The organism is Streptomyces sp. NPDC090083, assembly GCF_044747445.1.
In the GTDB taxonomy this organism is placed as follows: domain Bacteria; phylum Actinomycetota; class Actinomycetes; order Streptomycetales; family Streptomycetaceae; genus Streptomyces.
In genome coordinates this window covers 1,363,824-1,390,194 of sequence record NZ_JBIVED010000001.1, presented here as the reverse complement: position 1 = coordinate 1,390,194, position 26,371 = coordinate 1,363,824, and the positions used below count along the sequence as shown (strand labels likewise).

Annotated in this window: 24 protein-coding genes; 12 read left to right on the top strand and 12 right to left on the bottom strand. The window is 71.1% G+C overall.

Annotated elements, in window-relative coordinates; translation table 11 throughout:
* Positions 1-116: 116 nt before the first annotated feature.
* Positions 117-5,135, bottom strand: coding sequence for an ATP-dependent helicase (locus ACIPTO_RS05645; protein ID WP_401189627.1), 5,019 nt, complete (start codon positions 5,133-5,135; stop codon positions 117-119).
* 176 nt (positions 5,136-5,311) lie between these two features.
* Here ACIPTO_RS05645 and ACIPTO_RS05640 point away from each other — a divergent pair, with 176 nt between their 5' ends.
* From ACIPTO_RS05640 to ACIPTO_RS05630, 3 genes are read left to right on the top strand one after another with little or no spacing between them, the layout of a single operon-like run.
* On the top strand, positions 5,312-6,313 hold the full coding sequence (locus ACIPTO_RS05640) for an AraC family transcriptional regulator (RefSeq protein ID WP_401189625.1): 1,002 nt from the start codon (positions 5,312-5,314) through the stop codon (positions 6,311-6,313).
* Positions 6,202-6,969 (top strand): AzlC family ABC transporter permease, encoded by a 768-nt coding sequence (locus tag ACIPTO_RS05635; RefSeq protein WP_401189720.1) that lies wholly within the window; start codon positions 6,202-6,204, stop codon positions 6,967-6,969. The genes ACIPTO_RS05640 and ACIPTO_RS05635 overlap by 112 nt, the downstream gene beginning before the upstream one ends.
* The gene (locus ACIPTO_RS05630) at positions 6,966-7,274 is read left to right on the top strand and encodes an AzlD domain-containing protein (RefSeq protein ID WP_266773165.1); all 309 of its coding nucleotides are present in this window, start codon (positions 6,966-6,968) and stop codon (positions 7,272-7,274) included. The genes ACIPTO_RS05635 and ACIPTO_RS05630 overlap by 4 nt, the downstream gene beginning before the upstream one ends.
* A gap of 12 nt (positions 7,275-7,286) precedes the next feature.
* Here ACIPTO_RS05630 and ACIPTO_RS05625 read toward each other — a convergent pair whose 3' ends face one another.
* Complete coding sequence (locus ACIPTO_RS05625; protein ID WP_401189622.1) at positions 7,287-8,231, bottom strand: hypothetical protein; 945 nt, start codon at positions 8,229-8,231, stop codon at positions 7,287-7,289.
* Between the two features lie 79 nt (positions 8,232-8,310).
* On the opposite strand from ACIPTO_RS05625, the gene ACIPTO_RS05620 reads away from it, so the two are divergent.
* On the top strand, positions 8,311-8,505 hold the full coding sequence (locus ACIPTO_RS05620; protein WP_366312681.1) for a DUF3046 domain-containing protein: 195 nt from the start codon (positions 8,311-8,313) through the stop codon (positions 8,503-8,505).
* Positions 8,506-8,586: 81 nt separating this feature from the next.
* On the top strand, positions 8,587-10,029 hold the full coding sequence (locus ACIPTO_RS05615) for an AI-2E family transporter (protein WP_401189621.1): 1,443 nt from the start codon (positions 8,587-8,589) through the stop codon (positions 10,027-10,029).
* Between the two features lie 57 nt (positions 10,030-10,086).
* Here the strand turns inward: ACIPTO_RS05615 and ACIPTO_RS05610 are convergent, their stop codons facing one another.
* Entirely contained in the window at positions 10,087-10,833 is a 747-nt protein-coding gene (locus ACIPTO_RS05610; RefSeq protein ID WP_366312677.1) for a hypothetical protein, read from the bottom strand.
* Between the two features lie 178 nt (positions 10,834-11,011).
* Here ACIPTO_RS05610 and ACIPTO_RS05605 point away from each other — a divergent pair, with 178 nt between their 5' ends.
* Positions 11,012-11,620, top strand: coding sequence for a dihydrofolate reductase family protein (locus tag ACIPTO_RS05605; RefSeq protein ID WP_401189619.1), 609 nt, complete (start codon positions 11,012-11,014; stop codon positions 11,618-11,620).
* Between the two features lie 22 nt (positions 11,621-11,642).
* Here ACIPTO_RS05605 and ACIPTO_RS05600 read toward each other — a convergent pair whose 3' ends face one another.
* Entirely contained in the window at positions 11,643-11,846 is a 204-nt protein-coding gene (locus ACIPTO_RS05600; protein ID WP_401189618.1) for a hypothetical protein, read from the bottom strand.
* Between the two features lie 338 nt (positions 11,847-12,184).
* On the opposite strand from ACIPTO_RS05600, the gene recA reads away from it, so the two are divergent.
* The 3 genes from recA (at position 12,185) to ACIPTO_RS05585 (ending at position 15,685) form a co-directional block, all read left to right on the top strand.
* Positions 12,185-13,315, top strand: a complete 1,131-nt coding sequence (gene recA, locus ACIPTO_RS05595; RefSeq protein WP_366312671.1) for a recombinase RecA — start codon at positions 12,185-12,187, stop codon at positions 13,313-13,315.
* A 3-nt stretch (positions 13,316-13,318) separates the two neighbouring features.
* Positions 13,319-14,281 (top strand): recombination regulator RecX, encoded by a 963-nt coding sequence (gene recX, locus ACIPTO_RS05590; RefSeq protein WP_401189616.1) that lies wholly within the window; start codon positions 13,319-13,321, stop codon positions 14,279-14,281.
* A gap of 441 nt (positions 14,282-14,722) precedes the next feature.
* On the top strand, positions 14,723-15,685 hold the full coding sequence (locus ACIPTO_RS05585; RefSeq protein WP_401189615.1) for a sugar ABC transporter substrate-binding protein: 963 nt from the start codon (positions 14,723-14,725) through the stop codon (positions 15,683-15,685).
* A gap of 186 nt (positions 15,686-15,871) precedes the next feature.
* Here the strand turns inward: ACIPTO_RS05585 and ACIPTO_RS05580 are convergent, their stop codons facing one another.
* The 7 genes from ACIPTO_RS05580 to ACIPTO_RS05550 form a co-directional block, all read right to left on the bottom strand.
* Positions 15,872-16,297 (bottom strand): rhodanese-like domain-containing protein, encoded by a 426-nt coding sequence (locus ACIPTO_RS05580; RefSeq protein WP_401189718.1) that lies wholly within the window; start codon positions 16,295-16,297, stop codon positions 15,872-15,874.
* The gene (locus ACIPTO_RS05575) at positions 16,288-16,827 is read right to left on the bottom strand and encodes a cysteine dioxygenase (RefSeq protein WP_401189613.1); all 540 of its coding nucleotides are present in this window, start codon (positions 16,825-16,827) and stop codon (positions 16,288-16,290) included. The genes ACIPTO_RS05580 and ACIPTO_RS05575 overlap by 10 nt, the downstream gene beginning before the upstream one ends.
* Before the next feature lie 277 nt (positions 16,828-17,104).
* Positions 17,105-18,700, bottom strand: coding sequence for an FAD-dependent monooxygenase (locus tag ACIPTO_RS05570; protein WP_366312661.1), 1,596 nt, complete (start codon positions 18,698-18,700; stop codon positions 17,105-17,107).
* Positions 18,701-18,875: 175 nt separating this feature from the next.
* Positions 18,876-19,778: an amino acid ABC transporter permease gene (locus ACIPTO_RS05565; protein WP_401189611.1), complete on the bottom strand. Its 903-nt coding sequence runs from the start codon at positions 19,776-19,778 to the stop codon at positions 18,876-18,878.
* The gene (locus ACIPTO_RS05560; RefSeq protein WP_366312657.1) at positions 19,775-20,443 is read right to left on the bottom strand and encodes an amino acid ABC transporter permease; all 669 of its coding nucleotides are present in this window, start codon (positions 20,441-20,443) and stop codon (positions 19,775-19,777) included. The genes ACIPTO_RS05565 and ACIPTO_RS05560 overlap by 4 nt, the downstream gene beginning before the upstream one ends.
* 52 nt (positions 20,444-20,495) lie before the next feature.
* Entirely contained in the window at positions 20,496-21,338 is an 843-nt protein-coding gene (locus tag ACIPTO_RS05555) for a glutamate ABC transporter substrate-binding protein (protein WP_401189609.1), read from the bottom strand.
* A gap of 189 nt (positions 21,339-21,527) precedes the next feature.
* Positions 21,528-22,304, bottom strand: coding sequence for an amino acid ABC transporter ATP-binding protein (locus tag ACIPTO_RS05550; RefSeq protein ID WP_366312653.1), 777 nt, complete (start codon positions 22,302-22,304; stop codon positions 21,528-21,530).
* Between the two features lie 298 nt (positions 22,305-22,602).
* On the opposite strand from ACIPTO_RS05550, the gene ACIPTO_RS05545 reads away from it, so the two are divergent.
* Together ACIPTO_RS05545 and ACIPTO_RS05540 are read left to right on the top strand one after the other, a co-directional pair.
* Positions 22,603-23,289 carry a response regulator transcription factor gene (locus ACIPTO_RS05545; protein WP_366312651.1) on the top strand — a complete coding sequence of 229 codons (687 nt, stop codon included), beginning with the start codon at positions 22,603-22,605 and terminating at the stop codon, positions 23,287-23,289.
* 9 nt (positions 23,290-23,298) lie between these two features.
* On the top strand, positions 23,299-24,711 hold the full coding sequence (locus ACIPTO_RS05540) for an ATP-binding protein (RefSeq protein ID WP_401189608.1): 1,413 nt from the start codon (positions 23,299-23,301) through the stop codon (positions 24,709-24,711).
* A gap of 99 nt (positions 24,712-24,810) precedes the next feature.
* Here ACIPTO_RS05540 and ACIPTO_RS05535 read toward each other — a convergent pair whose 3' ends face one another.
* Positions 24,811-25,809: a TAXI family TRAP transporter solute-binding subunit gene (locus ACIPTO_RS05535; protein ID WP_401189606.1), complete on the bottom strand. Its 999-nt coding sequence runs from the start codon at positions 25,807-25,809 to the stop codon at positions 24,811-24,813.
* 129 nt (positions 25,810-25,938) lie between these two features.
* Between ACIPTO_RS05535 and ACIPTO_RS05530 the strand changes: the two genes are divergently transcribed.
* Positions 25,939-26,343 (top strand): MazG nucleotide pyrophosphohydrolase domain-containing protein, encoded by a 405-nt coding sequence (locus tag ACIPTO_RS05530; RefSeq protein ID WP_401189604.1) that lies wholly within the window; start codon positions 25,939-25,941, stop codon positions 26,341-26,343.
* Positions 26,344-26,371 lie beyond the last annotated feature (28 nt).

Below are 26,371 nucleotides of genomic sequence, written 5' to 3'. Positions count from 1 at the left end.
CGGGTGCCGGGTGCCGGGTGCTTGGGGGGCGGGCTCGGGGTGGAGTGGGCTGGATGTGAGGGGGCGGCTGGCCAGGAGTGAGTCCTGGGCGGATCTCGGGCTGCCGTTGCTGTGGCTCATGCGCGGAGGCGCAGGCCGCGTGGTGTCGCGATGAAGCCCGCTCCTTCCAGGAGGGTGCCGATGGGGGAGGTCAGGGCCGAGGTGCCGTTGACGCGCTCCACCGTGACCGTGCCGAGCGAACCGGCTCGGGCCGCCGCCGCGAGCGCTTCGGCCGCCGCCTGGAGGCGTGGGTCCTCGGTGGCCGTGGCATCCGGTGCGGAGGGCCAGGCGAGCAGGGTCTTGCCGCCGCGCTCCATGTAGAGCGTCAGCTCACCTTCGACCAGGACGACCAGCGAGCCGGCCTTGCGCCCCGGCTTGTGCCCGGCGCCGGTCGGTGGCTCGGGCCAGGGGAGGGCGGCGCCGTACGCGTTCGCCGGGTCGGCGGCGGCCAGCACGACGGCTCTGCTGACGAGGGAGGGGCGGTGGGTGCGGTGGTTGGCGTAGGGGGAACCGGTGGTGTTCCGGGGGGTGGGGGCGGGGAAGTCGCGGGGCGAGAGGTAGTCGCCGGGGGACGGGGGGTGGGAGGCCGGGGTGCGTTGGTGCCGGGAGGTGGGGGCGCCCGGGTTCGTGAGGTCGCCGTCCGGTGAGCCCACGCTGTCGAGGTCGTCGAAATCGGTGAACGGGCCGAAGGCGTCCGCGAAGTCGTGGACTCCGGGGGAGTCCGATGTGCCGTGTCGTCCGTGGTCGGCGGCGGAGCCGTGGCCGGGGCCGGTCATCCGCGAGGTGGAGTCGGCGAGGGTTCCGAAGCCGTAGGGGTCGTGGTCCGCCGGGTCCGGGGTGGGCAGTTCGTCGCCCCGGTCGCGGGCGTTGGCGACCGCGCGGAGGCGGTCCACCGCGCCGTCCATCGCGAACTGGGCGGCGCCGAGTCCCTCCACGACATAGCCGCGCCGCGCCTGCCCGCTCTCCTCGAAGACGGACAGGACGCGGTACGTCGCCGAGAAGCCGCCTTCTACGCCCTCCGCGGCGACCGCTCCCCGGGTGACGACCCCGTGTCGGTCGAGCAGGGTGCGGGCCAGCGCGTGGGCGCGGACGGTGGGGTCGGGCTCGTGGGCGGGGAGCAGGGACCAGCGGCCCGCGACGGTCGGCGGCCCGGTGCGGGAGGCGGGGCGGGCCGCGGCGGTGAGCGAGCCGTAACGCCCGCGCGGGACCGTGCGTTTCGCGCGGTGGGCCGTGGAACCCGCTGTCCGGCCGGAACCCAGCAGGGAGCGCAGGGGGGCGAGTGTGTCGTTCGTGAGCCGGCCGGACCAGGCCAGGTCCCATACGGCGTCGGCCAGTTGGGGGTCGGTCACGTCGGGGTGGGTGGTCGCCCGGATCTGGTCGGTGATCTGGCGGAAGAACAGTCCGTAGCCGCCGGAGAGGGTGTCCAGGATCGACTGGTGCAGCGCCGTGAGTTCGAGCGGGTGCGGTGGCGGGAGGAGCAGGGGGGCCGCGTCCGCCATGTACAGGGAGATCCAGCCGTCCTTGCCGGGGAGGGAGCCTGCGCCCGCCCAGACCAGCTCGCCGGCCGAGGTGAGTTCGTCGAGCATCGCGGGCGCGTAGTTCGCCACGCGGGACGGCAGGACGAGCTTCTCCAGGGCGGACGCGGGCACGGATGCGCCCTGCAACTGCTCGACCGCGCGCACCAGTCCGTCGATGCCGCGCAGCCCGTGGCCCTTGCCGATGTGCTGCCACTGGGGCAGGAACTGCGCGAGCGCGGCGGGCGGCACCGGCTCCAACTCGTGCCGCAACGCGGCCAGCGAGCGCCTGCGCAGGCGGCGCAGAACCGTCGCGTCGCACCACTCCTGGCCGATGCCCGCCGGGTGGAACTCCCCTTGTACGACACGGCCGTTCGCCGCGAGCCGCTGCAACGCGCCGTCGGTGACCGCCACGCCCAGACCGAAACGGGCCGCGGCCGTGGCCGACGTGAACGGCCCGTGGGTGCGCGCGTGCCGGGCGAGGAGGTCGCCGAGCGGGTCCTTGACCGGTTCGGTGAAGGCCTCCGGGACGCCGACCGGCAGTGCCGTACCGAGCGCGTCGCGCAGGCGGCCCGCGTCCTCGATGGCCGCCCAGTGGTCGGCACCGGCGATACGGACCCGGATCGCGCGGCGGGCCGAGGCCAGCTCCTGGGCCCACTGCGGTGCGGCGCCGCGCTCGGCCAACTCGGCGTCGGTGAGCGGGCCGAGCATCCGCAGCAGGTCGGCGACGCCCTCGGCGTCCTTGATGCGGCGGTCCTCGGTGAGCCACTGGAGCTCGCGCTCCAGCTCGGTCAGCACCTCGGCGTCGAGCAGTTCGCGCAGCTCGGCCTGGCCGAGCAGCTCGGCCAGCAGATGGGAGTCCAGGGACAGGGCGGCGGCGCGGCGCTCGGCGAGCGGTGAGTCTCCCTCGTAGAGGAACTGGGCGACGTACCCGAAGAGGAGGGAGCGGGCGAAGGGGGACGGCTCGGGAGTGGTGACCTCGACGAGGCGGACCTTGCGGGACTCCAGGTCGCCCATCAGCTCGGTGAGGCCCGGGACGTCGAAGACGTCCTGGAGGCACTCGCGGACGGCCTCCAGGACGATCGGGAACGAGCCGAACTCGCTGGCCACCTCCAGCAGTTGGGCGGCGCGCTGACGCTGCTGCCACAACGGCGTGCGCTTGCCGGGGTTGCGGCGGGGCAGCAGCAGCGCGCGGGCGGCGCACTCGCGGAAGCGGGCCGCGAACAGGGCCGAGCCGCCGACCTGGTCGGTGACGAGCTGATTGACCTCGCCCTTGTCGAAGGCGACGTCCGCCGCTCCCACCGGGGCCCGGTCGGCGTCGTACTCCGTGCCCGCCTTCATAGGCTCCTGGTCGAGCAGGTCCAGGCCCATCAGGTCGGCGTCGGGCAGCCGCAGGACGATGCCGTCGTCGGCGTGCATCACCTGGGTGTCCATGCCGTAGCGCTCGGAGAGGCGGGCGCCGAGGGCGAGGGCCCAGGGGGCGTGGACCTGGGCGCCGAAGGGGGAGTGGATGACCACGCGCCAGTCGCCCAGTTCGTCGCGGAAGCGCTCCACGACGATCGTGCGGTCGTCCGGGATGTGACCGCAGGCCTCGCGCTGTTCGGCCAGGTACGACAGCATGTTCTCCGCGGCCCAGGTGTCGAGGCCCGCGGCGAGGAGGCGCAGGCGGGCGTCGTCCTTGGTCTGTGACCCGACCTCACGCAGGAACGCGCCCAGCGCGCGGCCCAGTTCGAGCGGGCGGCCGAGCTGGTCGCCCTTCCAGAAGGGGAGCCGGCCCGGCACGCCCGGCGCGGGGGAGACCAGGACGCGGTCGCGGGTGATGTCCTCGATCCGCCAGGAGCTGGTGCCGAGGGTGAAGACGTCACCCACCCGGGACTCGTAGACCATTTCCTCGTCCAGCTCGCCGACCCGGCCGCCGCCCTTCTTGGGGTCGGCGCCCGCGAGGAAGACCCCGAAGAGACCGCGGTCGGGAATCGTGCCCCCGGAGGTGACGGCGAGGCGCTGCGCGCCGGGGCGGCCGGTGATCGTGCCGGCGACGCGGTCCCACACCACGCGCGGGCGCAGCTCGGCGAACGCGTCCGAGGGATAGCGGCCCGCGAGCATGTCGAGCACGGCCGTGAACGCCGACTCCGGGAGCGAGGCGAAGGGGGCGGCCCGGCGGACCGTGGCGAGCAGGTCGTCGACCTGCCAGGTGTCCAGCGCCGTCATCGCGACGAGCTGCTGGGCGAGGACGTCCAGGGGGTTGGCGGGGACCTTCAGGGACTCGATGGATCCGGTGCGCATCCGCTCGGTGACCACGGCGGCCTGGACGAGGTCGCCCCGGTACTTCGGGAACACCACACCTGTGGAGACCGCGCCGACCTGGTGTCCCGCGCGGCCCACGCGCTGGAGGCCGGAGGCCACGGAGGGCGGGGACTCCACCTGGATGACGAGATCGACGGCGCCCATGTCGATGCCCAGCTCCAGGCTGGACGTGGCCACGACGGCGGGCAGCCGGCCGGCCTTGAGGTCTTCCTCGACCTGGGCACGCTGTTCCTTGGAGACCGAGCCGTGGTGGGCGCGGGCGATGACCTGGGGCGCACCTTGGGCCGCGCCGGATCCGCCCATCAGCTCAGCCGGTGCGTGATGTTCGTCCAGGGACTCGCCGGTCGCGCGCTCGTAGGCGATCTCGTTGAGCCGGTTGCACAGCCGCTCCGCCAGGCGGCGGGAGTTGGCGAACACGATTGTTGAACGATGTGCCTGGACGAGGTCGGTGATGCGCTCCTCGACGTGCGGCCAGATCGACGGCTTCTCCTTGCCCTCGCTGCCGTCCGCCACCGGGGAGCCGCCCAGCTCGCCCAGGTCCTCGACCGGGACGACCACGGAGAGGTCGAACTCCTTGCCGGACGTCGGCTGGACGATCTCCACCTTGCCGCGCGGGGAAAGATAACGGGCGACCTCGTCGACCGGGCGCACGGTCGCCGAGAGGCCGATACGGCGGGCCGGCTTCGGCAGCAGCTCGTCCAGCCGCTCCAGGGACAGAGCGAGATGCGCGCCCCGCTTGGTGCCGGCGACGGCGTGCACCTCGTCCAGGATCACCGTCTCGATGCCCGTCAGCGCGTCGCGCGTGGCCGACGTCAGCATCAGGAACAGGGACTCCGGAGTGGTGATCAGGATGTCCGGCGGGCGCGTGGACAACGCGCGGCGCTCGGCGGGCGGGGTGTCTCCGGAGCGGATGCCGACCTTGACCTCGGGCTCGGGCAGGCCCAGGCGGACGGACTCCTGGCGGATGCCGGTGAGCGGGGAGCGGAGGTTGCGCTCCACGTCGACCGCGAGGGCCTTCAGAGGGGACACGTACAGGACGCGGCAGCGCTTCCTGGGGTCGGCGGGCGGGGGTGTCGCGGCGAGCTGGTCCAGGGCGGCGAGGAAGGCGGCCAGGGTCTTGCCGGAACCGGTCGGGGCGACCACCAGCACGTCCGAGCCCTCGCCGATGGCCTTCCACGCGCCCGCCTGGGCCGCGGTGGGCGCGGAGAAGGCCCCCGTGAACCAGCCGCGGGTCGCGGGGGAGAAGCCGTCGAGGGCTCGGTGTGCGGAACTGACCATGCGTCCATCCTGCACCCGACCACTGACAATCCGTCTGACCTGCGGTGACTCTCCGGCGGCTGCTGGCGGAATCGTTTCGGTCGTCTGCCGGCCGCCGCGGGCAGGACCGTTTCGGCGGCTTCCGGTCACCGTGGCCGGGACCGCGCCCTCCCGTCGCCGTGGCGGAGAATGGCCGTATGGCGGGTTCGGGCGAGTTGGCGAGGCACTGGCGGTACACGGAGCTGCCCGGCGTCGACCTGCTGAGGGCCCGGTACATCCACAAGACGTTCGTCCGGCACACGCACGAGAACTTCGTCATCGCCGCCATCTCGGACGGCGTCGAGGTGTTCCGGCACGGCGGGGGCGACGTGTCCGCCGGGGCGGGAGCGCTCGCGCTGGTCAACCCGGACACTCCGCACACCGGCCGGGCGGGTGTGCCCGAGGGCTGGCGGTACGGGGCGGTCTACCCGTCGCCCGAAGTGGTGGCCGCGATAGCCGCCGAGACCACCTCGATCCGCGGCACCCCCGGTTTCGTCAGTCCCGTGCTCGACGACCCCCACACCGTCGGCCTCGTCCACCAGATCCTGCGCGCGGCCGACGAGAGCAACGCGCTCGCCGCCGACACCCTGCTGCGGGTCGCCGTCACCAGGCTGCTCCGGCTCAACGGCGGCCCGCTTCCCCAGCGCGTCGTGCCCACGGCAGGCGATCGGGTCGCCGCACGCGCGCGTGCCGTCCTGGAAGCGCGCATGGCCGAACCACCCACCCTGGAACAGCTCGCCGCGGACCTGGGGACCAGCCCCTTCGCACTGCTGCGCGCCTTCCGCAACGCCTACGGGATGCCGCCCCACACCTGGCTGACCGACGCCCGCGTACGGCGGGCGCGTCGCCTCCTGGACGCGGGTACCGGACCGGCGGAGGCCGCCGTCGCCGTCGGCTTCACGGACCAGCCGCACCTCAACCGGCACTTCGCCCGGATCGTCGGCGTGCCCCCGGGCGCCTACCAGCGGGAGCGCAAGAACGTACAAGACGCGGGGAGGCGACCGCTCCTACCGTTCGACGCGTGGCAGAACAGATCGCTTCAGAAGACATACGCGCCGGAACGGAAGGGACTGGACCAGAAGGGGAACGAGACCCCGAGGCGGGCGAAAAGCCGGACTCCGCCGTCGTACGGGACGCCCTCGGAGTCGGGATCGCCGTAGGGCTGTCCGGTTTCGCCTTCGGAGTGACCTCGGCCGGTGGCGGGCTCAGCCTGCTGCAGACCTGTGCTCTCAGTCTCCTGGTGTTCACCGGGGCATCCCAGTTCGCGCTCGTGGGAGCGCTCGCGGCCGGCGGCAATCCGCTCACCGCGGCGGCGGGAGCCTTCTTCCTGGGGGTGCGGAACACCTTCTACGGGCTGCGTCTCTCGCAGTTGCTCGCCCTCCCGCGCGCGGTGCGCCCGTTCGCCGCCCAGTGGGTCATCGACGAGACGACGGCGGTCACGCTCGCGCAGCCCACGCGGCGGGCCGCGCGGATCGGCTTCACCGTCACCGGGCTCAGCCTGTACCTGCTGTGGAACCTCACCACACTGCTTGGCGCGCTGGGCGCCAAGGCCATCGGGGACACGGACGCGTGGGGCCTCGACGCGGCAGGCCCCGCCGTCTTCCTGGCACTGCTCGCACCCATGCTCACGACCACCACGGAGCGTGCCGTCGCCGCGCTCGCGGTCCTTCTGGGACTCGGCCTGCTGCCCGTGCTGCCGGCCGGCGTGCCGGTCCTGGCCGCCGCTCTCGCGGCGCCGATCACCCTCTACGTAGCGGGCCGTCGGCATGGAGGGACACGTAACGACACACAGGAGACACAGGAGGAGGACCGTTGACCGTCTGGATCGCGATCGCGGCAACCGCGATCGGCTGCTACGTCGTCAAGCTCGCCGGACTGCTGGTGCCCGCGGGCGCCCTGGAACGGCCGCTGGTGAGGCGGCTCGCCGCCCTGCTCCCGGTCGCCCTGCTCGCCGCGCTCACCGCCCAGCAGACCTTCGCCGACGGGCACGCGCTCGTGCTCGACGCCCGGGCCGCGGGGCTCGCCGCGGCCGCCGTGGCGCTGGTGCTGCGGGCGCCCTTCCTGCTCGTCGTCGCGGCGGCCGTCCTGGTGACGGCGGGTGTCCGGGCCATCGGCGGCTGACGCGCCCCCGGATCAGCCCACGGAACGGCCGTGCGCCTTCAGGGTGCGCAGGGCCTGGATCGTCACCATGGGGCGTGCCTCCAGGGCGATGCCCGGTGCCCACTGGCGCCAGCGGATCGGCCAGCCGCCGTCCTCGCGCTGGTCGCCCGCGAGGTGGTCCAGGGAGCGGGCCATCTCGTCGTCCGTGAACCACGCGCGCGCGAGCGAACTCGGCGTCCTCGCATAGTCGTAGGGAAAGTGGTGCTCGCCCGGCGCGTACCCGGGAGCGACCGGGTACGCCTCCAGGTGCTCCGGGTCCAAGGCGGCGAGCCGCTGCTCGCGCACCAGGCGGCCGAGGCGGTCGGCCGCCGCCTCCGCGCGCGGGCGGTCGGGCGCCGAGTCCAGGAAGGCCACGGCGGCCTCGATCTCGTACGGATGCGACTTCTCCAGGGCGTCGACGGCCTGCCAGCAGTAGTCGGTGGCCCGGAACAGCCAGGCGTGCCACACCTCGTTGCGGTGCAGCAGGCCCACCACGGGCCCGGTGGCGAGGAGTTCACTGGGCGGGTCGTCCACGATCGGCACGAAGGGCGCCGTCGGATAGCCGCGCTGACCGGGAAGGATCGCGGGCAGCGCGCCGTCGGCCGTGGAGACCGAGGTCAGATACCGGCACACGCGCTCCACCCGCTGCCCGCCGCAGCGCCCGACGGCGTCCAGGACGCGCAGCGCGTGCCCGGTGTGCAGCGGCTGGCTGACCGGGCCGCGCAGATCGGGCTCCAGGGCGTGCCCGTAGCCGCCGTCCTCGTTGCGGTAGGCGTCCAGCGCGGTCTCCACCGGATCGGGTTCGCCGTTGAGGAAGTGGTACGCGAAGAGGCGCTGCTCCAGCACGCGCGCGGTGAGCCAGACGAAGTGCTCGGCGCGGAAGAGCGGGGAGTGCGCCGGGGGCGGCGGGGGGAGTGGGGAAGCTCCTGTTTCGGCCATGGGTCAGACCGTAGGACGTAAAGAGGTCTCCGCAAGGGGTCCCGACCCGGTCCCACTCTCAGGGCGGGATACTGGTGTCATGCGGTTGACGGTCTTCTGGCAGCGGATGACGGAGCACTTCGGCGCGGGATACGCCGAGAGCTTCGCGCGCGATCATGTGATGACGGAACTCGGCGGGCGGACGGTGCACGAGGCGCTGGACGCGGGCTGGGAGGCCAAGGACGTGTGGCGCGTGGTCTGCGACGTCATGAACGTTCCGCGACAGAGCCGCTGATCCTCCGGCCGAAAGTCGCTGATCGGTCACGAAGATCGACGGTGGTGACCGGTTGTCGGTGGCGTAGGCGAGACTTGCACCGTGGCAGTCACTGACGAGACCGGGCGCGACGCCCCGCAGGCATCCCCTACCGGTGCGACGCCGCCGATCCCGCCCCCGGCCGACGGCGCCGCACCGCACACGGGCATGCCCCGCTGGCTGCCGCGCGCCATGGTGCTCGCGCTCACCCTCGTCGCCGTGTTCCAGCTGGGCAGTTGGGCCTTCCACCAGCTCATCGGGCTGCTGATCAACATCCTCATCGCGTTCTTCCTGGCCCTCGCCATCGAGCCCGCGGTGAGCCGGATGTCCGCCTTCGGGATGCGCCGTGGACTGGCCACGTTCCTGGTCTTCCTCGGTCTGCTGATCGTGTGCGCCGGCTTCGTCACGCTCCTCGGGTCGATGCTCGCCGGCCAGATCATCAAGATGATCGAGGACTTCCCGGACTACCTCGACTCCGTCATCAACTGGATCAACGGGCACTTCCACACCGACCTCAGACGGGTCGACATCCAGGAAGGGCTGCTCCACTCCGACTGGCTGCGCAAGTACGTGCAGAACAGCGCGACCGGCGTCCTGGACGTGTCCACCCAGGTGCTCGGCGGCCTCTTCCAGCTGCTGACGATCGGTCTGTTCTCGTTCTACTTCGCCGCCGACGGGCCGCGGCTGCGGCGCGCGCTGTGCTCCGTGCTGCCGCCCGCCCGGCAGGTCGAGGTGCTGCGCGCGTGGGAGATCGCCGTCGACAAGACAGGCGGCTACATATACTCACGCGGCCTGATGGCGCTGGTCTCCGGAGTGGCGCACTACATCCTGCTGCAGGCGCTGGGCATCCCGTACGCGCCCGTGCTCGCCGTCTGGGTGGGCCTGGTCTCCCAGTTCATCCCGACCATCGGCACCTATCTGGCGGGTGCCCTGCCCATGCTGATCGCCTTCACCGTGGACCCCTGGTACGCGTTGTGGGTGCTGATCTTCGTGGTGATCTACCAGCAGTTCGAGAACTACATGCTGCAGCCCAAGCTGACCGCGAAGACCGTCGACATCCACCCCGCCGTCGCCTTCGGCTCGGTCATCGCGGGCACCGCGCTCCTGGGCGCCGTGGGCGCGCTGATCTCCATCCCGGCCGTCGCCACGCTGCAGGCGTTCCTCGGGGCGTACGTGAAGCGGTACGCGGTCACGGACGACCCCCGGGTCCAGGGCCACCGGACGACCCGCGGCTCGGACGCCCCCGGCCTGCTGACACGCGCGCGTGGGCTGTGGGAACGGCGTACCGGGGAGAGGGCGGCGCAGCAGCTGACAGAGGCCGACGCTGTCGACACGACGGGTTCCGCCGGCACGACAGGCTCCGCCGACAGGACCGACGCCATCGACGTGACCGACTGCAGGAGAGCCGACTCGCGGTCGACCGATCCGGAAGCGGCCGGGTCCGCACCGGCCGACTCCGAGCCGAGGGACTCCGAGCCGAGGAACTCCGGCGAGAGCTCCTCCTGAGGGAGGACTCGGCGACACCTCCGGGGGCGATCCGGCAGGGGCACCGGCCCGTCGCGGTCAGTACGTGAGCACCGCCCACACCCCGGCCCCGACCACGGCGACGACGTAGCAGCCGACCGCCACCGTCACGGCCCGCAGCCGTACCGTCTCGCTCCAGGACGTGCGGGACAGCAGCCAGGCCAGTGCCGGCAGGACCAGGACGGCGTGCAGGCTCACCCCGTGCAGTGGCTTGAGCGGGGCCGTCGAGTGGTACGCCGCCTCCTGGTGGCCGGTCCGGGCGAGGACGACCCCGCGCGCGATCATCGCGGCGCCCGAGGCCAGCGCCACGAGCAGGATCGCGAAACCGGAACGCACCGCGAGCGCCATCCCCGTGGGACCCGTCGGCCGGTGCCGGAAGGACGTCACCGCGAACACGGTGAGCAGTACCACGAGGACGCCGCCGCCCACCGCGAGCATCATGGACACCCCCGTGTCGAAGGGCGTCTCCATGTCGAGGTGCGACGGCACCCGGCGCCATGCCTGAAGGGTGATGCCGCCGACCTCCAGGACACAGTCGGCGGCGAACACGACGAGCAGCACGGTGCGCAGCCGGGCCCCGACGCGCAGATACGACGTGACCCAGGTGACCGCGATCAGCGTCGCCCCGAAGGAGAGCCCGAACGTGACGGGCTTGCGCCAGGAGACGGGCCCGTACCAGGGGCCGCCGTCGACCGCGAACACCCCCAGGTGCACCAGCCCGGAGAGGATCAACAGGGCCCCGGTCACATGGCAGAGACGCTCGGCGGGACGTACGTGCGGCTTCATGGCCCGAGCCTCGCGGGAACCCGTCGCGCAGTCGTCGTACGACCGAAGGCACCCGCCGTACGACGGCGGAAGTAGGCCCCCGGAGGGGCGACGATGAGTTTCGGGGGCATGCGGGGTCCATGGAGGTGGAAGCCGCTCGGAATCCGCGGAACCGTGCCCCTTGAAGCGAGGAACGATCATGTCCACCGCAAAGACCCCGCAGCACCGCGCCACCGCACCCGCCCCACGGTCGGCGGACACCGAGCCGCAGACCGCGGCGGGCAAGGTGCTGTGGCACTTCACGATGTCGCTGGACGGGTTCGTGGCGGGGCCGGGTCATGCGATGGACTGGATGACGGGCTTCTCGTTCCGGCCCGGTCTGGTCGAGGAGTACGTCGCGACGACCGGCGCCGTACTGGGCGGCAGGGACGGCTTCGACGCCTTCCCCGATGCAGGCAGCGTCTACGGAGGCGCGTGGCAGGGCCCGGTGTTCGTCCTCACGCACCATCCCGACGACGCACCGCCCGCCCCCGGGGTGACCTTCCTCGACTGCGACGTGGCCGAGGCCGTCCGCATCGGGCTGGAGGCCGCCGGGGGCAAGAACCTCGAAGTGCTCTCGCCCACGATCGGCCGACAACTCCTGGAGCGCGGGCTGCTCGACGAGATCGACCTGCACATCGTCCCCGTACTGCTCGGCGACGGCATCCGGCTCTACGACAACCCTGGAGGCAGCCCCGTCCCGCTCGGGCTCCTGAACGGCGACGACCGCACGGCCGCGGTCAACGTGCGCTGTCGGCCGGTCCGGTAGCGTGCGGCGCCCGCCGAGGTTGCTACTGGTAGCAGTTGCCGCTGCACAGGATGGTGACGGCGCCGGTCTCGCCGGCCGGGGTGATCGTCGTGCTGTGCGTCGGCGCGGGCCGGTGCACGAGGCTGGTCTCCCACGGCATGGGAACGGCCGACGCCGCCGGGCTCATGATGCCGATCGCCGCCGCGGTCAGTACGGCCGCGATCCCCGCGCGCTTCCATGTCCTCATCGCGTTCTCCTTGTGGTCGGTCGCCCTTGGCTGCGGCTTTCAGTCAAGGGCGACCGGGCCCGGCGCGGAAGGATTTCCATGTCGATCGAAGCGTCGTCACGACGTTCGCCATCGGAGGAGATCGGTGACGCGAGTGCCGCGTGGTGCGCTTGACACGAAAATCGAACATCCATTCTTATGGAAGCTCCGGCGAGGCCATGACGGGCATTTCGGCAGGCTTTTGATGGTGAAGTGCCCGAGTTATCCACAGGCCGGACGGGCGTCGGGGCGCATTGTCAGTGGCAGGCGTTAGCGTCTTTGACGTGAAGCGATCGACTCAAGCAAACCGGGTGGAACCCATGGCAGGAACCGACCGCGAGAAGGCGCTGGACGCCGCACTCGCACAGATTGAACGGCAATTCGGCAAGGGCGCGGTGATGCGCCTCGGCGAGCGGCCGAACGAGCCCATCGAGGTCATCCCCACCGGGTCGACCGCACTGGACGTCGCCCTCGGCGTCGGCGGACTGCCGCGCGGCCGAGTGGTGGAGGTCTACGGCCCGGAGTCCTCCGGCAAGACGACCCTGACCCTGCACGCGGTGGCGAACGCCCAGCGGGCCGGCGGCCAGGTCGCGTTCGTGGACGCGGAGCACGCCCTCGACCCCGAGTACGCGAAGAAGCTCGGCGTCGACATCGACAACCTGATCCTGTCCCAGCCGGACAACGGCGAGCAGGCCCTGGAGATCGTGGACATGCTGGTCCGCTCCGGCGCCCTCGACCTCATCGTCATCGACTCCGTCGCGGCGCTCGTCCCGCGCGCGGAGATCGAGGGCGAGATGGGTGACAGCCACGTCGGTCTGCAGGCCCGTCTGATGAGCCAGGCGCTGCGGAAGATCACGAGCGCGCTCAACCAGTCAAAGACCACCGCGATCTTCATCAACCAGCTCCGCGAGAAGATCGGCGTGATGTTCGGCTCCCCGGAGACCACGACCGGTGGCCGCGCGCTGAAGTTCTACGCCTCGGTGCGACTCGACATCCGCCGTATCGAGACCCTGAAGGACGGCACGGACGCGGTCGGCAACCGCACCCGCGTCAAGGTCGTCAAGAACAAGGTCGCGCCGCCCTTCAAGCAGGCCGAGTTCGACATCCTCTACGGCCAGGGCATCAGCCGCGAGGGCGGCCTGATCGACATGGGCGTGGAGAACGGCTTCGTCCGCAAGGCCGGCGCCTGGTACACGTACGAGGGCGACCAGCTCGGCCAGGGCAAGGAGAACGCGCGCAACTTCCTGAAGGACAACCCCGACCTGGCCAACGAGATCGAGAAGAAGATCCTGGAGAAGCTGGGCGTGGGCGTCCGTCCGGAGAAGGACAAGCCCGCAGCCGAGGCGGTCGCGGACGGGGCGGCCCCCGCCGCCACGGACGACGCCGCGAAGGCGGTGCCCGCTCCGGCGGCCAAGACCACCAAGGCCAAGGCCACGGCAGCCAAGAGCTGACCCGTGACACGACGAACGGACTGGTCCGAGTACGCGTATCCCAGCGCCCCCCAGGGGCGCGGGGAAGGCGGCGACGGCCTGGCCCACGGTGCGGACGGCCTGCCCGAGGAGCCGTACGGCGGTGAGCCGGGCGGCGCGTGGTCGGCTGGCGGCTTCGCGGGGGAGCCAGGCCCGCCGTTCGGCGGCTCGGAGTCCGGCTACGGTTCGGCGGGCACCGGTCGGCCTTTCAGAAGCTCGGCGCCCGGCGGCAGTTCGCCCGGCGACGAGTCCGCCGACGACGACGCGTACGGCCGCGGCTCCCGCCGTAGCCGCGGAGCGCGTGACCAAAGCGGCTCGCGAGGGTCTACGGCGCGCGGTGACGGCGCGCGGGGTAGACGCGGGCGCCGTGGCCGTGGCTTCGGCGAGTCGTCCGGAGAGGACGGGGGTGACTTCTCCTCGTCGAGGGCCGAGAAGGAGGAGCCACCGGCGGACCCGGCTGAGCGGGCGCGGGGAATCTGCCTGCGCCTGCTCACCGGGAACCCGCGCACCCGCAAGCAGCTCGCGGACGCCCTGCGCAAGCGGGAGATCCCGGACGAGGTGGCGGACGAGGTGCTGTCGCGGTTCGAGGAGGTCGGGCTGATCAACGACGGTGCGTTCGCGGACGCCTGGGTGGAGTCCCGGCACCGCGGCCGGGGCCTGGCCCGGCGCGCGCTCTCGCAGGAGCTGCGCACCAAGGGCATCGACTCGACGCTGATCGACGAGGCCGTCTCCCAGCTCGACTCCGAGCAGGAGGAGACAACGGCCCGTGAACTGGTGGACCGCAAACTGCGGTCCACCCAAGGCCTCGACCGCGACAAGAGGGTGCGCCGCCTCGCGGGCATGCTGGCCCGCAAAGGCTACTCCCAGGGCATGGCCCTCAGAGTGGTCCGACAGGCGCTGGAAGAAGAGGGCGAGGACACGGAGTTCCTCGGGGACGAGGGGTACTGATCCGGACCAGTTCCGGTTCCGACCCTTCGGTGGTGCGAACGTCCTGAACACGGTGGACGCGCGGGGGCGCCGACCGCGTTCAGGCAAGCACCGGGGTGAGGGCCGAGGCAGGGCCCACCCCCTATGGAAGAGGCCGGATTGCCGCTGGCCCCCAGGGTCCGGGCGGTCACGGTGGCGACCGCCCGACAGTGAGCCAAGGGAAACCGCCAGGGGAGTCCAGCCCCGGAAGTTACCCACCCAGGGGTGCACACCGCGCAGGCTTAGCGTGCGTTCCGCGGAGGGCGCGGACGTTTGGCCCGGGGGTAGCTTCTGCTGCCGACCCGCGATCACCCAGCTCCAACTTCCCGGCCCTCCGCGCCCGCTGAGCCGCAGTCAGGCCTGCCCGAGCGCCTCCGGCCGCCCCGTCGACCGGTCCTCGTACGCCCTGAAAGGCGGCCACCGTTGTCCCTGCCTGCCCACCGACGAAGAACCCTGGCCGTCTTCGCGGCCGGTACCGGTCTCCTGCTGAGTGGCTGCGGACTCGAGTCCAGCGCCACGCCCGCCCACGACGGGCCGACCACCCTCGGGTTCGTCAACGGCGGCAGTACGGAGTTCCACACCTGTCTGCAGCGGTCGATCGAGAGCACAGCCAAGAGCAACTTCGCGAAGCTCGTCACGGCCGACTCGCATCAGGACGCCGCGCGGGAACTGTCCAACATCCAGGACATGATCGCCCGCCACGTCGACGCGATCATCGTGCAGACCGTCGACACCACGGCCCTCAAGAGCGACATCGCCAAGGCCAAGGCCGCGCACATCCCGATCTTCCTGACCTCGGTCAGCGCCGATCCGGACGACATCCTCGGGGCCGTCGTCGTCGACCTGAAGACGGTGGGCAAGCTGGATGCCGACTGGATCAAGGACGACGCCTCGGGACGTGACGTACAGGTGGGTGTCATCGCGGGCGCCCCCGGCGCGGCCTCCGATCTGCTCGTCGGCGGGTTCACCAAGGGGCTCCCGGCGAGCGCGAAGGTGGTCGCGAACCAGCCCGCCATGTTCGTCGCCGCGAAGGCCGGGACCGTCGCCGAGGGCATGATCAAGGCGCATCCCGATCTGGACTACGCCTTCGTCGCCAACGAGGAGATGGCGTTCGCCGCCCGCAAGGCTCTCGACGAGAACGGCGGCAAGAAAGTCAAGATCGTGACGGTCAACGGGACCGACGCTGCGCTGGCCGCCCTCAAGGACGGCCGTTTCGCCGCCACCGTCTCCAACTCGGCCAAGGACACCGGCGAACTGGCCGTCACCAATGCCATCAGCCTGCTCCGTAAGGAGAAGGTGCGGAAGATCGCCACCACACCGGCCCGCCTGATCACCAGGGGCAACGCGGACACCGCCCCGCTCTACTGCCCGTCCGACGGGCTGTGAACGGGCCGGACGGCCACGCAGTGGACAGTGAGGCAATGGACGGAGCGGCAGCGGACAGTGAGCCCGAAACATGACCGTCCGCTTCGCTCCGCCCTGCCCTGTCCTGCCGTAGGAAGGGTGTCCGTAGGAAGCGTGTCCAGAAGAACCAGGATCTCTGGAGGTCAGGGTGTCCGGTGACCAGGGTGGCTAGGAGAACGTGACCGGCAGTCCCGCCGCCTTCCAGGCCTGGAAGCCGCCGACGAGGTCCGTCGCGCGGTGCAGGCCCAGTTGGTGCAGGGACGCGGCTGCCAGGCTGGACGCGTAGCCCTCGTTGCAGATCACCACGACGCGCAGGTCGTGGCCGGTGGCCTCGGGCGCGCGATGGCTGCCGCGTGGGTCGAGGCGCCACTCCAGTTCGTTGCGCTCGACGACCAGGGCGCCGGGGATCAGGCCGTCCCGGTCGCGCAGGGCGGCGTAGCGGATGTCGACCAGGAGCGCGTCGCCGGCGCGGGCCGCTTCGTAGGCCGCCCGCGCCTCGGTCCGTTCGTAGCCCGCGCGGACCCGCTCCAGCAACTCGTCTATCCCGGGCGGCTGTTCGCTCACGGCGTCTGCTGCTGTCGCGCTCACTGCCAGTCCTCCGGGCGTTCGACCTGCTCCAGGCGCAGCACCGGACCCGTGCGGCTGTAGCGGCGGATCTGCGGCAGCGGCGGGTAGTAGGCGTGGACGGAGATCGCGTGCTCATCGAGGGACTCGTTGAGGACCTCGTGGACGTGGTGGTGGCCGAAGGCGCGGCCCTTGCCGGTCGGCAGCCGGCGCTCGCGGTCCACGCCCTCCTCCAGTTCGAGGGTCTTCCAGCCGTGGCTGGGGAGTCGAGCGGCGAGCGAGTTCTCCTTGAGTTCGCCGGCGGCGGTGAGGAAGGCGCCGACCGACTCGGCGTGGTCGTGCCAGCCGGTGCCGCTGCCGGGCGGCCAGCCGATCAGCCATGCCTCGCTGCCGCCGGGCCCCTCCAGCCGCACCCAGGTGCGGCCTTCGGGATCGAGGGGGAGGGAGGCGATCAGCTCGGCGTCGGCGGCCGTGCGCCGGACGAAGTCGAGGAGGTCCGCTTGCGTCGGGGCCTGGGAGGGCGCGGCGGGGGACACGGGGGCAGAGGGGGAGACAGACACGTGCACCGTCCTGATGAAGGTTCGCGAAAGTGCGCGCGCAGACGTCACGACAGTGGCGCGCGCGGGTGAGGGAGATGCGAATTCAGCAGGAGATGTGACACACGCAGCCCACGTAGCGGACTAGGTCCAGATGGACCTTCCGCCACAGGTGGACAGAGGTATCGGTCACGATCTGGAGTACAGCATGGCGGTGCGGACCGGTCAACTCACCGTCACTATGTGGACAACGGCCGGCCCGCCCACCTCGGTGCGAACCGGCCGTCGCCTCCGTCCGCGCTCAGTGCGAACCGGCCGTCGCCTCCGTCCGCGACGGACCGCCCAGTGTCGCCTCCGCCGCCGCGTACAGGTCGGCCGGACGTACCCCGCTCAGTGCTGTGACCAGGTGTCCGTCGGGCCGTACGAGGAGGACGGTGTGGGCGGCGGCGCCCGGGTAGCTCTCGGTGACCAGCAGCTCGGCCGGGTGCGGCAGGGCGGTCACGGCGGCGGCGAGCCGGGGCATGATCCCGGCGGTCACCCAGTGCTTGCGCTCCCACACGCCCGTGCCCGGCGCGACCAGCACGACCAGCAGGGATCCCCGTCCGAGGCGGTCCCGCAGCCGTACGAACGCGCCGTCCTCGGCGGTGACCCGGACATCGGCGACGGGCGCGCCGGGCGGGGTGTCGACGGGCACCTCCGCCTCGATGTGCAGGGGCGCGAGCGGCGAGTCGGCGTACGACCCCGGCGCACCGAGCGCGCCGCGCCCCAGGTGACCGTCCGTGAGCAGCGCGTCGTGGTTGCGCGTCGAGCCGGGCACGACGGCGCGCAGTCCGGCGCCGCCGCGCACCAGCGGCAGCGCCTGGTCGGCGGCGCGCAGCCGGGCGGCGACGACCGCCCGCCGCTCCTCCTGGTAGCTGTCCAGCAGCGCCTCGTGCGGCCCGTGGTGCCAGGCCAGCGCCAGCTTCCAGGCGAGGTTGTCGGCGTCCCGCAGCCCCTCGTCCAGCCCCTGCGTCCCGAGCGCCCCCAGCAGATGCGCCGCGTCCCCGGCGAGGAACACCCGCCCCGCCCGCCACCGCCGCGCGAGCCGGTGGTGCACGGTGTGCACACCGGTGTCGAGCAGTTCGTACGGCGGGGTCGGGCCCTCGGTCCAGCCCGCGAGCGTCTCCCGGATGCGGGCCAGCAGCAGCTCGGGGGTGACCAGGTCCTTGCCCGGGGGCAGCAGCCAGTCCAGGCGCCACACGCCGTCCGGGAGGGGGCGTCCGGTGACCTCCCCGGCCGAGGGTCCGGACGTCCGCCACGGCGGTACCCGATGCAACAACGCCTGGTCGGGCCACGGAAGTTCCGTGCGCAGCGCGGCCACGGCGTGTCGCTCCACCGCCGTACGGCCGGGGAAGCGGATGTCGAGGAGTTTGCGGACGGTCGAGCGCGGGCCGTCGCAGCCGACCAGGTGGCTGCCGCGCCACCAGGTCCCGTTGGGGCCGCGGGTGTGCGCGGTGACGCCCGAGGGCTCCTGTTCGAGCGAGTCGAGGCGGTTGTCCGGGGCGATCTTCACCAGTCGCTCGCCCGCCAGGGCCTGCCGGAGGGCGCCGGCCAGGACGTGCTGGGCGATGTGCAGGGGGGCGGGCTCGGTCTCGTCGAAGGCGATCTCGCGTGTCACCTGCTTGCGCCGCATCGACCGCCATCCGGCCCAGCGCGTTCCGGCCGCGCCGAGCGGTGTGCCGGTCAGCCGCTCCAGCAGCGCGGTGGTGTCCTCGCGCAGAACGACGGTGCGCGCGGGGCGCGGTTCGTCCTTGCCCGGACCCTCGTCCAGGAGGACGGAGGGCACTTCCTGCCGCGCCAGTGCCAGGGCGAGCGTGAGCCCCACGGGCCCCGCCCCGACGATGATCACCGGGTCCACGGTGCGGCGCCCCCTGCCCGTGACGGTGTCCTCAGGGACGCAGGTGAACAGGAAGTTGGAGCAGGGTGCACGATCACAGAACGTATGCAACCCATTGCCGGTGCTTGCGTCAAGTGACGGAGGCAGTGGCGATCATGCCACTGCCTCCGTGTCGTTCACGTCTTTTGACGGATCATCATACTTCGGTGCCGGTCCCGTACGATCCGCCGACCTGCGCGGGGTTGAGCCCCGTCGCGTCCTCCAGGTCGACGGTCGCGCCCGTGCTCTTCTTGCTGCGCCGGAGCCTGCGCTCCAGCCAGCTGGCGAAGGTGGTGAGGGCGAGGTTCAGGAGGATGTAGATGATTCCCACGACGATGAAACTCGCCACCACGTTGGCGTAGTTGGCCGCCAGGGTGCTGCGCGAGTTGAGCAGCTCCGTGAAGCCCAGCATCACGCCGCCCAGCGCGGTGTCCTTCACGATGACCACGAGCTGGCTGACGATGGCCGGCAGCATGGCGGTGACGGACTGCGGCAGCAGGATGCTCGTCATCGTCTGGCCCTTGCGCAGACCGATCGCGTACGCGGCCTCCGTCTGCCCCTTCGGGAGGGACAGGATGCCCGCCCTGACGATCTCGGCGAGCACCGAGGCGTTGTAGAGCACCAGGCCCGTGACGACGGCGTACAGGGGCCGTTCCTCGCTGCTGATGCCCGAGGAGCGGACGTAGAACTCGTTCGCGAAGAGCATCAGGAGGAGGACCGGGATCGACCGGAAGAACTCGACCACCACTCCGGCGGGGACCCGCACCCACCTGTGGTCGGACATCCGGGCGATACCGAAGAAGGCGCCCAGGGGGAGGGCTATCACCATGGCGAGGCCGGCGGCCTTCAGGGTGTCGCCGAGGCCCGGCAGCAGATACGTCGTCCAGGCGTCCGCCGTGGTGAACGGCTGCCACAGGGACCACTTCAGCTGCCCCTTGTCGTCCATCGTCTGCCAGACCCACCACAAGAAGAGGGCCAGCAGCACGAAGAACGCTATGGAGACGAGCAGGTTGCGCCGCTTGGCGCGGGGGCCGGGCGCGTCGTAGAGGACGGAGGTCATCGCTTCACCGCCAGTCGCTTGCCCAGCCAGCCGAGGAGGAGGCCGGTGGGCAGGGTCAGTACCACGAAGCCGAACGCGAAGACCGCGCCGATGGCGACCGTCTGGGCCTCGTTCTCGATCATGGTCTTCATGAGGGCGGCGGCCTCGGCGACACCGATCGCCGCCGCCACGGTGGTGTTCTTGGTGAGGGCGATCAGTACGTTCGCCAGCGGTGCGATGACCGCGCGGAACGCCTGCGGAAGGATGACGATCCGCAGCACCTGGGTGAAGCTCAGCCCGATGGCGCGGGCCGCCTCCGCCTGGCCGACGGGCACCGTGTTGATGCCGGAGCGCACCGCCTCGCAGACGAAGGCCGCGTGGTACGCCACGAGACCCAGCAGCGCCAGCCGGAAACCCTGCACCTTGAAGTCGTCGGACGCGCCCATCGTGACGCCGAAGATGTCGGCGAGGCCGAGCGAGGTGAAGACGATGATGACCGTCAGAGGGATGTTCCGGACGGTGTTCACGTAGAAGGTGGCGAAACCACGCATCAGGGGGACCGGACTGACCCGCATGCCGGCCAGCAGTGTGCCCCAGACCAGGGAGCCGAGGGCGGAGAGGGCGGTGAGTTTCACCGTCATCCAGAACGCCCCGAGGACGTCATAACCTTGAAGAAAGTCGAACACGATCTCCCGCGCTTCCGGGTATGGGGCCTGCCTTACCGGGGTTTTCTCGGGCTTACTTGACGATGTCGCCGATCTTCGGGGCGGGCTCGTTCTTGTACTCGGCCGGGCCGAAGTTCTTGGTCACCGCGGTCTGCCAGGCGCCACTGCTGACCATCTTCTCCAGCGCGGCGTTGATCTTGTCGACCGTCGCGGAGTCGCCCTTCTTGACGCCGATGCCGTAGTTCTCGTTGCTGAGCTTCAGGCCGGCGAGCTTGAACTGACCCTTGAACTTGTCCTGCGAGGCGAAGCCCGCGAGGATCGAGTCGTCGGTGGTCACCGCGTCGACGGCACCGCTCTGGAGGGCCGCGATGCACTCCGAGTAGCCCGCGTTCTCACGGAGGTTGGCCTTCGGGGCGATCGTGTCGTGGATGTTCTGCGCCGAGGTCGAGCCGGTCACGGAACAGAGGTTCTTGCCGTTGAGGTCCGTGGCCTTCGCGATCGTCGAGTCCTTCTTGACGAGCAGGTCCTGGTGCGCCAGCAGGTAGGGGCCGGCGAAGTCGACCTTCTTGGCGCGCTCGTCGTTGATCGAGTACGTGGCCGCGATGAACTTGACGTCGCCACGCGCCAGCGCGTTCTCACGGTCGGCGCTCTTGGTCTCGACCCACTCGATCTGCGCGGGCTTGTAGCCGAGCTGCCCGGCCACATAGGTCGCCACGTCCACGTCGAAGCCGGCGTAGGTGCCGTCCGGCTGCTTCAGGCCGAGGCCCGGCTGGTCGAATTTGATGCCGACCTTGATCTTGCTGCCGCCGCCGGAGCCCGAACCGGAGTCGTCCTTGTCGCCGCTTCCGCAGGCCGTCGCGGCGAGCGAGAGGACGAGAGCGGTGGTGGCGAAGAGGGTGACCTTGCGAAGCTTCATGGTGAACATCCTTTGACTGGTACGGACATGAGGGCCCGTCAGGGCGTGTGACGGCGGCCGTCAGGGCGTGCGGGGCCCTCAGCGGCAGTCGGCGGCCGCCCGCCGTCGGCGGGCCGCCAGTGGCTGGCTGTAGCGATTCGTCAGCGGTCGTGGCTGATCGTCAGGGGATGCCGGCGACGCCGGCGGTCGTCAGTGGTGCAGGATCTTCGACAGGAAGTCCTTGGCGCGGTCACTGCGCGGGTTGCTGAAGAACTGGTCCGGCACGGCCTCTTCGACGATGCGTCCGTCGGCCATGAACACCACGCGGTTGGCGGCCGAGCGGGCGAAGCCCATCTCATGGGTGACGACGATCATCGTCATCCCGTCCCGGGCGAGCTGCTGCATGACCTCCAGCACCTCGTTGATCATCTCCGGGTCGAGCGCCGAGGTCGGCTCGTCGAAGAGCATCACCTTGGGGTCCATGGCCAGCGCCCGCGCGATGGCGACGCGCTGCTGCTGACCGCCGGACAGCTGGGCCGGGTACTTGTCCGCCTGCGTGGCCACGCCCACCCGGTCGAGCAGGGCGCGGGCCTTGTCCTCGGCCTGCTTGCGGTCCGCCTTGCGGACCTTGATCTGCCCCAGCATCACGTTCTCGAGCACGGTCTTGTGCGCGAAGAGGTTGAAGGACTGGAAGACCATTCCGACGTCCGCACGCAGCCGGGCCAGCTCCCTGCCCTCCTGGGGCAGCGGCTTGCCGTCGATCGTGATCGAACCCGAATCGGTCGTCTCCAGGCGGTTGATGGTGCGGCACAGAGTGGACTTACCGGACCCGGAGGGCCCGATCACCACGACGACCTCGCCGCGGGCGATCGTCAGATCGATGTCCTGGAGTACGTGCAACGCGCCGAAGTGCTTGTTGACGCTCTTCAGGACGACGAGTTCGCCGGTCGCGGCCACATTTTCCTTGGCCACCGATACTTCGGTCATCGCTTGCTGGCTCCGTCCTCGTCGGTTGCGGAGGACAGTAGTGAGACCGTACGACCAGCGTCATCACATCTGAGCGAGATCTGAGCATCACGATCGGATAGCCGTCGGACACGCGTCGTAGCACCGGGCGGCACCGGGCGCCGGAACGCGTACCGGCTGCATAACGGAAGCGGCGCGCAACCGGAACCCACTTGACGGCGTCTTCGTCCATCAGCGTGACTGCCTGGGTGCACGCGTGCGTGCGTCATGCTTTTGTACAGGCCGACACCATACGAACGATGAACCGGAGGGGGCCGGGATGAGACTGCTCCTCGTCGAGGACGACAACCATGTCGCCGCCGCTCTGTCCGCGGTCCTGGCACGGCATGGATTCGACGTCACCCACGCGCGGAGCGGCGAGGAGGCCCTCCAGGCACTCGTCCCCGAGAGCGACGTCTTCGGTGTCGTGCTTCTCGACCTGGGCCTGCCCGACCAGGACGGCTACGAGGTCTGCGGCAAGATCCGCAAGCGCACCAGCACCCCGGTGATCATGGTGACCGCCCGCTCCGACGTGCGCTCCCGCATCCACGGCCTCAACCTCGGAGCCGACGACTACGTGGTGAAGCCGTACGACACCGGGGAACTGCTCGCCCGCATCCACGCGGTCAGCCGGCGCAGCGTCCACGAGGACGCGAGCGGCGACGGCGAAACCGCGCTGCGGCTCGGCCCGGTGCGCATCGAACTGCCCACCCGCCAGGTCAGCGTGGACGGTTCGGTCGTCCAGCTGACGCGCAAGGAGTTCGACCTGCTGGCACTTCTGGCCCAGCGCCCGGGAGTGGTCTTCCGGCGGGAGCAGATCATCAGCGAGGTGTGGCGCACCAGCTGGGAGGGCACGGGACGCACCCTGGAGGTACATGTCGCGTCCCTGCGCGCCAAGCTGCGGATGCCCGCGCTGATCGAGACCGTACGAGGCGTGGGCTACCGGCTCGTCGCTCCGGCCGCGTAGCGGGCACGGGTGCGCACACGTCTCCTCCCGCTGCTCATCGTCCTGATGGCGGCCGTTCTGCTCGCGCTCGGCGTGCCGCTCGCGATCAGCGTGGCCGCGGCCCAGCAGCAGAAGGTGATCGTCGACCGTATCGACGACACCGCGCGGTTCGCGGCCCTGGCCCAGTTCGTCACCGATGCCCCTACGGGATCACGTCCCGCCGCCACGGCAACGGACGAGCGCCAGCAGACCCTGGACCGCGAACTCACCAGCTACTACGAGGTCTACGGCATCCGCGCGGGCGTCTTCTACCGCAGCGACACGTCCATGGCGAACGCGCCGGACGACTTCCTCGTGCCCAAGACGGGCGAGGTGCGCGACGCGTTCGCCGAGGCGCTCCTCAGCCGCCGCAGCCACGACCCGGAACAGGTCTGGCCATGGCAGCGCGACCGCCTGGTCGTCGCCTCACCGGTCATCCGCGACGGTGACGTCATCGCGGTCGTGGTCACCGACTCGCCCACCGGGCCGATGCGTTCACGGATTCTGCGCGGCTGGCTGACCGTCGGCGCCGGCGAGATCGCCGCGATGCTGCTCGCCGTCGGCGCGGCCCTGCGGCTGACCGGCTGGGTCCTGCGACCCGTACGCGTCCTCGACGCCACCACCCACGACATCGCCACCGGACGCCTGAAGTCCCGGGTCGCTGCGGCGGGCGGTCCGCCGGAACTCCAGCGCCTGGCCCGTTCGTTCAACGAGATGGCGGACAACGTCCAGGACGTGCTGGAGCAGCAGCGCGCCTTCGTCGCCGACGCCTCGCACCAGTTGCGCAACCCGCTCTCGGCGCTCCTGCTGCGCATCGAACTGCTCGCACTCGAACTCCCGGAGGACAACGACGAGATCGCCTCGGTCCGCACCGAGGGCAAGCGCCTGACCCAGGTCCTGGACGACCTGCTCGACCTGGCCCTGGCCGAGCACGCGGACGCCGACCTCAGGATCACCGACATCGGCGCGCTGACCGCCGAGCGCGTCGCGGCCTGGGCACCGACGGCGGAGGCCAAGGGCGTGCGGCTGGTGGGCAACTGCCCGCCCACCACGGCCTGGGCGGACCCGATCACGCTGTCCAGCGCCCTGGACGCGGTGATCGACAACGCGGTGAAGTTCACGCCCGAGGACGAGTCCGTCGAGGTCACCGTCGCCTCGAACGGCGAGACCTCGACCATCGTCGTCGCGGACCACGGCCCGGGCCTCACCGAGGAGGAACTCGCCCGCATCGGCGACCGCTTCTGGCGCAGCGGCCACCACCAGAACATCAAGGGTTCCGGCCTGGGCCTGTCCATCTCCCAGGTCCTGCTGGCCGCGGGCGGCGGCTCCCTCGCGTACGCCCACCACGAGCCGCACGGCCTCACGGTGACGGTCTCGGTGCCCAGGAGCGGCCCCGCGGCCTGAACGGGCCCTCCAGGGGCCTGCGTTGGCCCATCACGGCCTACTGGCCGACGGTCTGCGGCCGTCGTTGCGGGTGCCCGGTCGTCACGGTCCGGGACGGGGCTACGGCTTCACGGAGCGGTAGTACCTCCGGGCGCCCTCGTGCAGGGCCAGGGGGTCGGTGTAGATCGCCGTCCTCAGGTCCACGAGCTGCGCGGAGTGCACGTGCGCGCCGATGCCGTCCCGGCTCTTGATCACGGTCTTGGTGATCCACTCGGTGAGCCGGGGGTTCAGGTCCTCGCGGGTCATCAGCAGGTTGGACACGGCGATCGTCGGCACGGTGGACCCGCGTTGAATGCCCGGGTAGGCCGACTCCGGCATGTTGGTGGCGCGGTAGTAGCGGGTGGCGTCGCCCTGCTCGTGCATCTTGGCGACCAGGGTGGCGTCTATGGGCACGAACCGGAACGAGTAGTGGGCGGCGAGGTCCTTAAGCCCGTCCGTCGGCAGCCCGCCGGACCAGAAGAACGCGTCGATCTTGCCCCGCCTGAGCAGATCCGGGCCGGTGTCGATACCGGCCGGCACCGGCTCGACGCCCTTCTTCGGGTCGATGCCGGCCGCGCTGAGCACCCGGTCGGCGATCAGCCGCACACCGGATCGGTCGGGCCCTATGGCCACGCGCTTGCCCCGCAGATCGGCGACCGAGCCGATGTCCGAGTTGTGCGGGACGATGAGCTGGACGTAGTCGTCGTAGAGCCGTGCCACCCCGCGCAGCTCGGACGCACCGGGCTTGCCGCCCATCTCGTACGTCTCCACCGCGTCGGCCGCGGCGATGGTGAAGTCGGCGTGACCGGTCGCCACGCGCGTGACGTTCTCCTGCGACCCGGCGCTGTTCACCAGCTTCACCTTGAGACCCGGCATGTCCTTGTCCAGCTCGGTGCGCAGGAGCTTGGCGTACTCCTGGTAGACCCCGAGCTGGGTCCCCGTGCTGAAGGTGATCGTCCCGGTCGGCGGCTCGTCGCCCAGGGGCAGCAGCCACCACAGCAACAGCCCGAACGCGACGAAACCGGCCGCCGCGCCCTGCAGGGCCCGGCGCCTGCTGATACGGGAGAACACCTTGAACATGCGCGCGATCCTGCCAGCCGGGACGCGGTGCTGACCAGGGCAGGGCGATGCAGGGGGCGAGGCAGGGGTGCGGGGTCCGGCGGACCGGGGTGTCACCGGGCTGTCAGTGGTGGTCGTTAAGGTCGTGGCATGAGTTCTTCGCCCGCCGACCTGGTCCGCGAATTCCACCTGGCCTTCGGGCTCGACGCCCGCACCACCCCCACCGAGGTCCCTCCCGGCCTCGCCGCCCACCGGGGCGACCTGCTCGCCGAGGAGGCCGCCGAGGTCGCCGAGGTCGCGGTGAGCGGCCCCCTGGACCAGCTGGCGCACGAGCTGGCCGACGTCGTCTACGTCGCGTACGGCACCGCCCTCGTCCACGGCGTCGACCTGGACGCGGTGATCGCCGAGATCCACCGCTCCAACATGACCAAGATCGGCCCGGACGGCGAGATCGCCCGCAGAGCCGACGGCAAGGTGCTCAAGGGCGAGTACTACGAGGCGCCGGACGTCTCCGGGGTGCTGCGCAAGCAGGGGTGGGACGCAGGCGGCGAGTGACGCGAGCCGGGACGGTCGTCGGCCGCCC

What these genes read in the sequence shown, in the direction of transcription:
- ACIPTO_RS05645 (WP_401189627.1), bottom strand. Translation starts at nt 5,135, where the DNA reads ATGGTCAGTTCCGCACACCGAGCCCTCGACGGCTTCTCCCCCGCGACC.
- ACIPTO_RS05640 (WP_401189625.1), top strand. Translation starts at nt 5,312, where the DNA reads ATGGCGGGTTCGGGCGAGTTGGCGAGGCACTGGCGGTACACGGAGCTG.
- ACIPTO_RS05625 (WP_401189622.1), bottom strand. Translation starts at nt 8,231, where the DNA reads ATGGCCGAAACAGGAGCTTCCCCACTCCCCCCGCCGCCCCCGGCGCAC.
- ACIPTO_RS05620 (WP_366312681.1), top strand. Translation starts at nt 8,311, where the DNA reads ATGCGGTTGACGGTCTTCTGGCAGCGGATGACGGAGCACTTCGGCGCG.
- ACIPTO_RS05610 (WP_366312677.1), bottom strand. Translation starts at nt 10,833, where the DNA reads ATGAAGCCGCACGTACGTCCCGCCGAGCGTCTCTGCCATGTGACCGGG.
- ACIPTO_RS05605 (WP_401189619.1), top strand. Translation starts at nt 11,012, where the DNA reads ATGTCCACCGCAAAGACCCCGCAGCACCGCGCCACCGCACCCGCCCCA.
- ACIPTO_RS05600 (WP_401189618.1), bottom strand. Translation starts at nt 11,846, where the DNA reads ATGAGGACATGGAAGCGCGCGGGGATCGCGGCCGTACTGACCGCGGCG.
- recA (WP_366312671.1), top strand. Translation starts at nt 12,185, where the DNA reads ATGGCAGGAACCGACCGCGAGAAGGCGCTGGACGCCGCACTCGCACAG.
- ACIPTO_RS05565 (WP_401189611.1), bottom strand. Translation starts at nt 19,778, where the DNA reads ATGACCTCCGTCCTCTACGACGCGCCCGGCCCCCGCGCCAAGCGGCGC.
- ACIPTO_RS05555 (WP_401189609.1), bottom strand. Translation starts at nt 21,338, where the DNA reads ATGAAGCTTCGCAAGGTCACCCTCTTCGCCACCACCGCTCTCGTCCTC.
- ACIPTO_RS05550 (WP_366312653.1), bottom strand. Translation starts at nt 22,304, where the DNA reads ATGACCGAAGTATCGGTGGCCAAGGAAAATGTGGCCGCGACCGGCGAA.
- ACIPTO_RS05545 (WP_366312651.1), top strand. Translation starts at nt 22,603, where the DNA reads ATGAGACTGCTCCTCGTCGAGGACGACAACCATGTCGCCGCCGCTCTG.
- ACIPTO_RS05535 (WP_401189606.1), bottom strand. Translation starts at nt 25,809, where the DNA reads ATGTTCAAGGTGTTCTCCCGTATCAGCAGGCGCCGGGCCCTGCAGGGC.
- ACIPTO_RS05530 (WP_401189604.1), top strand. Translation starts at nt 25,939, where the DNA reads ATGAGTTCTTCGCCCGCCGACCTGGTCCGCGAATTCCACCTGGCCTTC.